The sequence below is a fragment of the Roseovarius autotrophicus genome, from assembly GCF_018069895.1.
GTDB classification, from domain to species: Bacteria; Pseudomonadota; Alphaproteobacteria; order Rhodobacterales; family Rhodobacteraceae; genus Roseovarius; species Roseovarius autotrophicus.
Genome location: NZ_JAGQDH010000044.1, coordinates 1 through 9,171, shown reverse-complemented (window position 1 = coordinate 9,171; position 9,171 = coordinate 1). Strand labels below are relative to the sequence as shown.

At 63.1% G+C, this 9,171-nt stretch carries 11 protein-coding genes and 1 pseudogene; 6 read left to right on the top strand and 6 right to left on the bottom strand.

The features are described from left to right. The coding region (locus tag KAK09_RS18135; protein ID WP_247651413.1) for an amidase family protein at window positions 1-428 on the top strand (428 nt) is incomplete at its 5' end. A 327-nt stretch (window positions 429-755) separates the two neighbouring features. On the opposite strand, the gene KAK09_RS18130 is transcribed toward KAK09_RS18135, so the two are convergent. From KAK09_RS18130 to KAK09_RS18105, 6 genes and pseudogenes are all read right to left on the bottom strand, one after another. Then, the gene (locus KAK09_RS18130) at window positions 756-1,487 is read right to left on the bottom strand and encodes a ferric reductase-like transmembrane domain-containing protein (protein ID WP_210880333.1); all 732 of its coding nucleotides are present in this window, start codon (window positions 1,485-1,487) and stop codon (window positions 756-758) included. Next, complete coding sequence (locus KAK09_RS18125) at window positions 1,484-1,867, bottom strand: hypothetical protein (protein WP_210880332.1); 384 nt, start codon at window positions 1,865-1,867, stop codon at window positions 1,484-1,486. The genes KAK09_RS18130 and KAK09_RS18125 overlap by 4 nt, the downstream gene beginning before the upstream one ends. A gap of 81 nt (window positions 1,868-1,948) precedes the next feature. Next, window positions 1,949-2,377 (bottom strand): hypothetical protein, encoded by a 429-nt coding sequence (locus KAK09_RS18120; RefSeq protein WP_210880331.1) that lies wholly within the window; start codon window positions 2,375-2,377, stop codon window positions 1,949-1,951. Window positions 2,378-2,381: 4 nt separating this feature from the next. Further along, entirely contained in the window at window positions 2,382-2,975 is a 594-nt protein-coding gene (locus tag KAK09_RS18115) for a L,D-transpeptidase (protein WP_247651412.1), read from the bottom strand. Between the two features lie 57 nt (window positions 2,976-3,032). After that, window positions 3,033-3,493: pseudogene (locus tag KAK09_RS18110) on the bottom strand (c-type cytochrome). Window positions 3,494-3,592: 99 nt separating this feature from the next. After that, the gene (locus KAK09_RS18105) at window positions 3,593-5,116 is read right to left on the bottom strand and encodes a multicopper oxidase family protein (RefSeq protein WP_210880330.1); all 1,524 of its coding nucleotides are present in this window, start codon (window positions 5,114-5,116) and stop codon (window positions 3,593-3,595) included. A gap of 735 nt (window positions 5,117-5,851) precedes the next feature. Between KAK09_RS18105 and KAK09_RS18100 the strand changes: the two genes are divergently transcribed. The 5 genes from KAK09_RS18100 to KAK09_RS19180 all read left to right on the top strand — a co-directional run. After that, window positions 5,852-6,190, top strand: a complete 339-nt coding sequence (locus tag KAK09_RS18100) for a hypothetical protein (RefSeq protein WP_210880329.1) — start codon at window positions 5,852-5,854, stop codon at window positions 6,188-6,190. Window positions 6,191-6,427: 237 nt separating this feature from the next. Then, window positions 6,428-7,153, top strand: coding sequence for a cupredoxin domain-containing protein (locus tag KAK09_RS18095; protein ID WP_210880328.1), 726 nt, complete (start codon window positions 6,428-6,430; stop codon window positions 7,151-7,153). Then, window positions 7,150-8,796 (top strand): cbb3-type cytochrome c oxidase subunit I, encoded by a 1,647-nt coding sequence (locus tag KAK09_RS18090; protein WP_210880327.1) that lies wholly within the window; start codon window positions 7,150-7,152, stop codon window positions 8,794-8,796. Before KAK09_RS18095 ends, KAK09_RS18090 begins: the two co-directional genes overlap by 4 nt. A 16-nt stretch (window positions 8,797-8,812) precedes the next feature. Continuing rightward, window positions 8,813-9,010, top strand: coding sequence for a hypothetical protein (locus KAK09_RS18085; RefSeq protein ID WP_210880326.1), 198 nt, complete (start codon window positions 8,813-8,815; stop codon window positions 9,008-9,010). After that, window positions 9,007-9,171 (top strand): heavy-metal-associated domain-containing protein (locus tag KAK09_RS19180; protein WP_210880334.1); only part of this gene is annotated, 165 nt, incomplete at its 3' end. The genes KAK09_RS18085 and KAK09_RS19180, both read left to right, overlap by 4 nt.

Genomic DNA, 9,171 nt, shown 5'->3' with positions numbered 1-9,171 from the left:
TCGGGCAATCGCCCGAGATGGTCAAGCCGGAGTTGCGATGGGAGATCGAGCAGGGCCTTGCCGTATCGGGTGCCTATATTCAAAAGGCAAGCGCCATCCGTTCGGACTGGTTCCGCTATACCGCCAGCATGGAGGTGGATATCCTCGCCCTTCCATCTGCACAGCTCTTTGCCTTCGACGCCGATTGGCACTGGCCCAAGGAGATTGCAGGCACGACAATGGACACCTACCACCGCTGGATGGAGGTCGTCGTGCCCGCCTCTCTGACCGGGCTTCCGGCACTGAGTGTCCCCGCCGGTTTCGGCCCCTCCGGCACGCCCATGGGGCTGCAACTGATCGGCCATCGCGGTCAGGACGCAGCGGTATTGAACCTCGGACGGGAGTATGAGGCCGCCACCGATTGGATATTGCACGGCCCCGCAGTCTGAGCCTAATCACACTGCGCATCGCAGATCAGGTAGGTTACGACGGCTGCGCCCTCCCGCAACCAAATCATTATAAACACTTGGTCGATGGTATCCCGATACCACAGGTCATTTGCGCGTTCTACATCAACGCCACATCAACACCGACACAGAAAAACAGCATTCGTGTACATTCGCCCGCATTGGCGGGCGCCCGCGCGCACTCGCGGTCATCAGGCCTTGGTAGTGATCCACTGACTCAGGGTCTTCACCTCTGCCGCGCTGAACCACCTCTATCAAACCATCGCCGGGCCGAAATGCCGCAATCGATTCACGTCGTGGGCAAATGCTCTAGCCCTTGTCTTTTGCCCTGCGGTGCGACGCCTTCGCACGCACTGTCTGCGCGAAGGCGATACAACGAAAGAAAAAGACCAAAAGGACCAGACCTGCAAACCAGAACTGCAATGAATTCGGATCAGGTGTCGCCCGATGAAAGCTCAGGAAGTGCGCGTAGAGAAAATAGGCCGTATGCGCGACGACCAGGGCCCAAAAGACCAGTGCCGTCATCTGGACGGTCTTCCAGGACGTTGCGCCAAGGAAGCCCACTGCGCGGTCGCTGGACGTGAGTAGCAGGATGAAACCGATACCAAGCGCGAGGATGCCGATTGCGTTGGCGAGCCCGAAGCCGTGCTGCAGCATGACGTACTGCAGATCGATCGGATGGAGTTCCATGCCGAACAGGCGGAAGAAGTCCCATTCGACCCAGCCGTCGAGGATGATCACCGTGTGCACCGTGGCCAGAACTACGGAGTAGATTCCCAGCTCCCTGCGCCATGCAAGCCATTTCGCACTCGCACGAAAAAGACGCGGCGCGGTACCGACTGTCATCGTCACGGCAAGCAGCAGAACGGCCGCATCGCCGAATGCGCGGTTCCAGCGATGCATCGGGCTCCATTGACCATGCACGAGCGAGAAGCCATAAACGAGTGCTGCGGTCGCGATGACAACGACGACGTGCCGGTTGAGCGTTCGCGGTCGGTTCGATCGGGATGGTGTCATGGGTGCGTCTTCGGCTGTGCTCATCCGGTGTCCTCGTTCAGGATGTGTGTTTCTTGAGTGTGAAATGAGCGCCATCTCCGCCATATGGCGAAAGCAAGCACCGCGATTCCGCCGACAGTGATGTAAGGCCGCATCGGATCGAACCAGAGCATCAAGGCCTCGCCGCCAAAAATCAGCATGAGGAACTTGTTGCAGGTCGGGCAGGCAATGCCGAGAAAGCCCGCCGTGCCCCCTGCCGTGGCGCGCCGGAACCCGCAGGCGTTTGGCAGTGCGACGAAGACACCGGTCAGTACGGCAAGAAGCGCGAGGGCAGGAAGCTCCCATGCACCGACGGGCGTCATCCGGACAAAGAAGGGGTTGATCCAGACTGCGGACGCCGTGCCCAGCGCGATGAATGCGAGCATGGCCGCCATCCAGCCCCGGAGGAATGGATGCAGCTCTTGCGGCCAGGACCAGATCGAGCGCTCATCTGACATGGCAGGCCCTCATCGTGCGGCATGCTCCAGTTCGACGACGTCGCCGTCGAAGATGATCTGGAAGCGCCATCGCCCGCCCATGGGAAAGGTGCCCGTTCCCCTCCACGTGCCGTCGGATTGGCGGAACATTTGCACCGGCGTGCGCCCCATGTCGTGACCGATCATGGTCATCGAGACAGTCGGTTGAACGAATGTCGCGTCATTGCGTCCGTCATCGCTTTCGAACCTCGAGGTGATTTCGAAGGCGCGTGCCTGCCCATCCTCCACTGCGACCATAAGGCGACCGCCGGCGATATCCCTCGCAACCGTTATCTCGGCAGCACTCGGGGATTCGGTTTGCTCGCGATTGCCTGAAAGACCGAAGATCAGGAATGTCCCAATGGTCGCCACGACGACAATGAACGGGATTGCGATGATCCCCGCAAGAAGAACGCGCATGGACCTACAGCGCCACAACCTGGGTTCCGATGCGGACCAGATCGTAAAGTTGCTCGACATGGTGATTGAACAGACCAAAGCAACCGTTCGATGCCTGGCGTCCGATCTTGCGTTCATCGTCGATGCCGTGGATCCGGTAGTATTGCCAGGAAAGGTTCAGCGCGCGGGTTCCGAGCGGGTTTTCCGACCCAGGGCGCACGACTGCGGGTAGCGTCGGGTCGCGTTCGCGCATGTTCGGGGTGGGGATCCAGGTCGGGTTCGGACGCTTCAGCACGATTTCGGTGCGTCCGCGGCGCGTGAACTCCTCGGTCATCGGCACGGAGCAGGGGTAAACCAGATACGTGCTTTCGTCCTCGGACCAGAAATGGACGGCGCGCGATGCGCTGTCGCAGATGATCGCGCCCCGCCGCAGGCTGTCGAAATGATCCCGCCACTGCACGGTCCTGAAGGCCATGGTGTTGCGGCGGACATGTGGGCTGGTGTCGGATTCGATGTCGCCGACAAGGTCTTGGGCGAGAGAGGCACTGGTGCTCATCGAAACAAGGCCGCCTCCCGCCAGTGTCAGCATATGACGCCGGTTGAACATGATGTTCCTCATTCTATTTCTCCTTCATGGTGTTGCAGTTGGTTGCTCGATCAGGGTTTGTTTTCCGTGTCAGTCGATTCCGTTCGCGCGTTGAAGCGCGCGGACATAGGCAATGATGGTGGTCACTTCGGCGCGCGTGACGCCTTCGATCCGGGGCATGTTGCCAAAACGCCAGTGATGCGCGCGAACGCCGTTCTGGACGGCCATGTGGAAAGCTTCGTCGGAGTGATGGCCGGGGAAATAGATACGGTGCACCAGCGGGGGGCGATACCGTCCCGACCTGCGGCATTCGTTCCATGGCACGCCGCGCATAGGGTCGCAAAGGCGCGTTCGCCCAAGGTCTCCGTTTCGGAAAGGCTGGCCGGAACGGCGACTTCGGCCATCGGGGCCGGGACAAGGCCGGCCGGCAAATCGGGCAAACCCGCAACCGAAAGCGAGGCTTCGCCGCCACTGCTCCAGAGGTTCCAGACGATAACGCTCGTCACGGCGAAGAAGACGGCGAGAACGAAGCGCAGGGCAGATCGTCTCATGCAAAACTCCTTTCTTGCCCCTCTTGACGCTTCGATGTCGTATTGAAGCTTTCGGGGATGGGGAAAACCGCAGCGGCATGGTTGCCGCTGCGACCGGCCTCAGGCCGTAACGTCCAGTTCGGTCATCATGCCGGTCATCAGATGCGGCATGTGGTGGCAGTGCAGCATCCAGCGCGCCGCCTCTCCCGCATCAAAGGCGACCGTGACCATCGACATCGGCGGAACATGCACCGTGTCGCGCGTGGCACCGTTGATGCGCCGGGGCGCGCCGATACCCTGACCGCCGATGCCGACCACCTGAAACACATGGCCATGCAGGTGCATCGGATGGGCCATCATCGACATGTTGTGGAACATCAGTTCGACACGCTCGCCGGACCGGACCTGAATCGGGACGTGATCACCCCAGGTGCGGTCGTTGATTGTCCAGCGATAGGGCGACATGGTGCCGCCCAGCATGAGCATCCCACCGCCTGTGGCCTCGCGTAGCGAGAGCGCCTCTGTCGCGCGCAGGCTCGATTCCTGCGCAAGGTCGTAGTCAAAGGCGGGCGTCGCCTCGTCGCCGAGATCGCCAATTCTGGAAATCTGACCGGACGGCGTGGCAAGGATAAGCCCCGTGCGCTCCCGTGCGCCCTCGCGCAGCGCCAGGATCGGCCAGGCACCTTCCGCGCTGGGCAGATCAAGCTCGATGTCCAGCCGCTGCCCCATGGCAAAGCCGAAACGCCTGCCGGCGCGCGGTTCGACGGCATGGCCATCCACCGCCACAAGCCGGCCCTCGATGCTGCCCGTGTCGATCCAGAACACCGTCGCCGCCGCGGCGTTGATGATGCGAAGCCTGACGCGCCCCCCCTTCTCGACCTTGACAACTTCGGGGTCGGCCAGGGTCCGGTCGTTGGCAAGGTAGGCATCAAAGTCGATGTCGTTGAGATCCATCTCCATGCCCTGCATACCCGGCATCTCGCCCGTGCCGGACATCGCCGCGTGATCGCCGCCCATGATCTTGCCCATGATCTTGCTCATCATGCCGTCACCCGAGCCATGGCCCATCGCGCTGTGATCCATTGTGCCATGGCCGCCGCCATGATCCATGTTGGACATCAGCTCGTCGGGGGAGGTGAACGAAAAGTCCTGAAGGATCAGCACCACCTCCTGCCGGTCTGCCGCTTGATCCTCGGCGGAGCGAACAATGAGCGGCGCGGCGAGAAGCTGCATTTCCTGCACGGGAAAGTGGCTGTGCATCCAGTGCGTGCCGGCCACCGGCGCGAAATCAAACTCCCGCGCCTCGCCCGATCGCAAGGCAGGCAGCGGCGCATTCGGAACCCCGTCCTGCGCGTTGGGCGGGATCTGCCCGTGCCAGTGAATGATGGTCTCGACGTCAAGCGCATTCTCAAGGCGGACGTTGAACCGCTCGCCTGGCTCCAGGATCAGCCCTTGCGCCCCAAGCGCATTTTCCAATCCGTATGCCGTTGCCGCGCGACCGTTTATGTCCAGCGTGCGGCGCGTGGCGCGAAGGGTTTGCACTTGGCTGTTGGCCTGCGCAAGCGATCCGGTTGGCAGGGACAGTGCTGCCACCGAAGCGGCGGTTGTCGCCATGAATCGGCGACGGGTGTAGCGAAAATTCATAAGATATGCTCCTGTTTGCCGACAGGATTGTCAGCGATCGGCTTTCCCGGCGTTTCGGCCGGAGTACGATTTTTCAGGAGCGGGTTTTGGGAGGTCTGAGATAAGGAGCGGCCGCAAGACCGCCCATGACTTGTCCAACGAGGAGGTGAAGAGACGCAGACATGAAGAAAGGCGACATGCTCGGGTCCGGGATCAGAGCATGCAGCGCTGACATGCAAGGCAATACACAAGTGCTGCACTCTGCGTCCAGAACGTGACCCGTGCCCTCGCTGTTCACGCAGCAATCCGCGCGCTGCGCGTCAGCGTATTCGTGTTGCTGCTGAACGGCGAAACCCGGATGTGTTGCTGCCGCGTGGCCCTGCAGTGCTGGCGCAAGCGTCAAGATCGCGACGAGAAACATCGCGGCCAGTGACCTCCAGAAGCGGCAGACGCAAGAACCATTCATACTATCAGAATAAGCGCACACCTTTGCGCCGTCCAGCCGGAAAGTCTTAGCCGATCCCAACAAAGACGTGAGCATCGCGGGCCAACGATTGCGTCACCACGCCCGGTTCCGGCAGCCCTTGACCTTCCGGCAACCGGAAAGCCTATCTGTATCGCAGCAGCGAAGTCGGCACGCTTGATCTGCATCAATGCGGGACGAAGCTGTAGCGGATTACTGATGGCTCATGTTTCAGGCGGGACAGGATGACAGCAGTTCGGAACAACGGGAAGACAGGGGCAAAGGGCTGGTGCTTGCTGCGCTGGTTCATGGCGCCGTTGGTCCTGCTGGCCCTCGGTCTCGCGGGTATCCTGATGGCCGGGGCACATCCGATCCAGGATCATTCCGAGCACAGCATGGCCGCCGCGATCTCCGATATCGCGCCCGATGGCCACGGATGCTGCGATGAGGCGGATCCCGGGCACATCACTGGCTCCTGTTTGGGCGTCGGGCATTGCGTTGCCTGTGCGACCGGAAATGCAGGTATGTCTGCGCCTAAATTTTCTCCCGAAACCTGTTTCGGACTGCGACTGATCATCCTTCCCTCCGGCCTTGCCTCCGGGCCGTCCGGGCGCCCTCCAAAAGCGTCCTGATCCGTCTGGCAGGGGCGCGGTCTCATTGAGCCGCGCTGCTGCTGCACGTGCGGGCAGAGCGGGCTTCCACGGCACCTCAGCCTGCTCCGTGAGCAAGGCACCACACCCGGTTCACTGCTCTTTAGTGAGTTCCCGTGTGGTCCGGTAAAGCCGTTCCGGTGACGCAGGCAGCACTTCCCAAGATCAGAAACACACTCTGCCGCGGCACACGGAACCTTCTAGTGAAGGATTCTCTTGATGACAGACCAACCCCATTTCACCACAAGGCGCGGGTTCATTGCCGCTGCCGGGTTCGGCGGCACGGCGCTCTATGGCCTCTGGGTCGGCTATGGTGCGGCGCCCGCTCCACTGGCGCTTTTCGGCGCGGCGCATTCTGCGCCCGCGACACCCCCGGCCGACCACGCTGCCATGTCAGCCGCAAAGGCGGAAACGCTGACCGCAGAGGCATTCGAGCGGCGGGTGCGGGACTTTGTTGCCCGTTTTGGCGAGGCCGATGGAAGCGTGCGGCCTGGTCCTTATGGAACAGGGCATGAGGCAATGGCCAAGGACGCGCCTCAGGACGCGCACGGGGGCCATGCGCCGCAGATGGCTGCTGGTCATGGCGGCCACGGCGCGGCAGAGCACGCGCCCCAATCCGCCGAAGACGCGCATCGCAATGATATGGTCGGGCCGATCGACGTCTGGCTTCAGGCCGGGCAATTCTTCTTTGAGCCAGGGCACCTGCGGCTGGCGGCGAACCAGCCCTACCGCTTCAGGATGATGGCGACCGATGTGGCACATGGTGCCTCGTTCCAGTTCGGCCGGGGCGGGCGGATGATCCGCCTGCGGCCGGGGCAACTGGTGGAAACCGGGATGACCTTCCGCCGCCCGGGTGAATATTTGATCTACTGCACGTTTTATTGCGGTGCGGCGCATGATGCCATGCAGGCGCGACTGAGCGTGACGGAAGGGGGTGCGGCATGAGCGGGCCTCTACGCGACCGACTGGCCACCCTGTCACCCGTCGACCGCCGGCTGTTGCTGGCGATGTCCGGCGTGGCGCTGCTGGTGCTTCTGGGCGGCATCACCGGGGGCGTCGGCGTGGCGCTGGCGCGGGCGGGCTGGATCGACCTGCTGCCAGAAGCGGGATACCGGCTCCTGACGCTGCATGGTGTCGGTATCTTCTTCTACTGGCTCTTTCTTGTGCAGGCCGCGATCCTGCTGGCGCTGGCGGCGGGCGAAGGTGGGCACGGACTGGCGTGGCGCGCGCTCGGCTGGGCCGGTTTCCTGTTGATCCTTACCGGCATGGCGTTCTCGCTTGGTGCGTCCTCCGGCGGCACGCTCCTCCTTTATGACGGAAATCCCCAGCTGGCTGCGAATGAACCCGGTCGGTTGGCGGCGTTCAATGCGGGCTATATCCTTCTGGGCCTCGGGCTGATTGCGATACCGGCAGCGGGTGTGGCCACTCTCCTGGCCGCTGTCAGGCGCGCGTGCGAATTCTCGGCGGTGGGTTTCGCGCTCTTCGCCTGGGCAGGGTTCCTGATGGTCAGCGGCTTCGCCATGGTCTACGTCTTTCTGCCGGGGCTCCTTTGGGCGCTGGGGCTGGGAGGTATGCCGACCAGCCACGGAACCAACTGGCACATCGTCTTCCACAACATGCATTACCTGCCGCTGATGGCCACGGTCGTCGTCTGGTACGTGCTGATGCAGGAAGTCGTCGGCGTGAAGTCGGTCTTCGGCGCGCGGTTTTCCAAACTCGTCTTCGCCGCCTACCTGGTCTTCGTGCCCCCGACTTCGCTCTATCACATGTTCCTCGAACCCGACCTGCCGGGCGCGGTGCGCATCGCGGGCTCGCTTCTGTCGCTCTTTGTCAGCGTGCCGACGCTGACCGCCTTCCTGATCATCGTCGCCTCGCTCGAGATGCATGCGCGTGCCCGCGGCGGGCGGGGGCTGTTTGGCTGGATCCGTACGCTTCCGTGGCGTGAACCCGCGATGGCGGCGGCAGGGTTTGCCGTGGTCAACATGGCTTTCGGCCTGGTTCTGGCCTTCGTGTTGATCCAGGCCGATCTTGCGCCGCTGCTGTCGGACACGTTCTTCGTGCCGGGTTATTTCCACTTCTTCACCGTCGGTACAGTGTCGCTGAGTTTCCTTGCGGCGCTGGCGCTGATCCTGCCGGCGCTGACCGGGCGCGGCCTGGCGCTGCCGGGAGTGGCCCGCTTCATGCCGCATCTGGCGACGCTGGGTCTTCTGGCCTTCGGCGGCGCAGGTGTCGCGGCCGGCTATTTGGGCGTCCCGCGCCGGGTGATCGACGCGGGCTACGGCGGCGAAGCGCCGGCGCTGTGGGCCACGCTGATGGGCGGGGTGGCCGCGGGCGGGCTGGTGATGGCGCTGGCGCTGGTGGTCTTCGCTCTTTCAGTGGCGGCATCCCTTCTGCCCGGCCGAGCGAAGGCGGTGGCCATGTCGCCCCGATGGGACGGGATCGCACCACCACGAGCGGGTGCCGCCGCGCTCGTCGGGCCGCTCGGTGTGCTGGTGATCGTGATCGGCATGTACGGGGCCACGGCGACCGGTTTCGAATTGATGCGCGCGCTTCCCGTAGAGGCGGTGGGTGCCGGGCATGGTCACTGAACAAAAGGAGACGGACATGAAATTCGACATCACCCTCATCTTCATCGTCGCCGGCGTCTGGGCGGCGCTGGCGCTGGCTTATGCACTTGCCCCCTGGTCCGGCATGATCGGCTACGCTTGGGTCTGGGGCTTCGGGGCGGCGCTGTTTCTCTGTCTCGGCCTCGCGCTGCGGCGGGCGGCGAACGCCTTTGATGAGAAGGAGGGCACGCGATGACGCGAAATACCCTTTCCCTGGCCGATCACGCAACCGCCACGCTCACAATCCCCGGCATGGGAAGCGATCACTGTGCGGGGATCGTGCGCACATCGCTTGAGCGGCTGGAGGGTGTGCAGGAAATCCGGACCAGCATCGCCGCGCATCGCGCGCGGGTGACC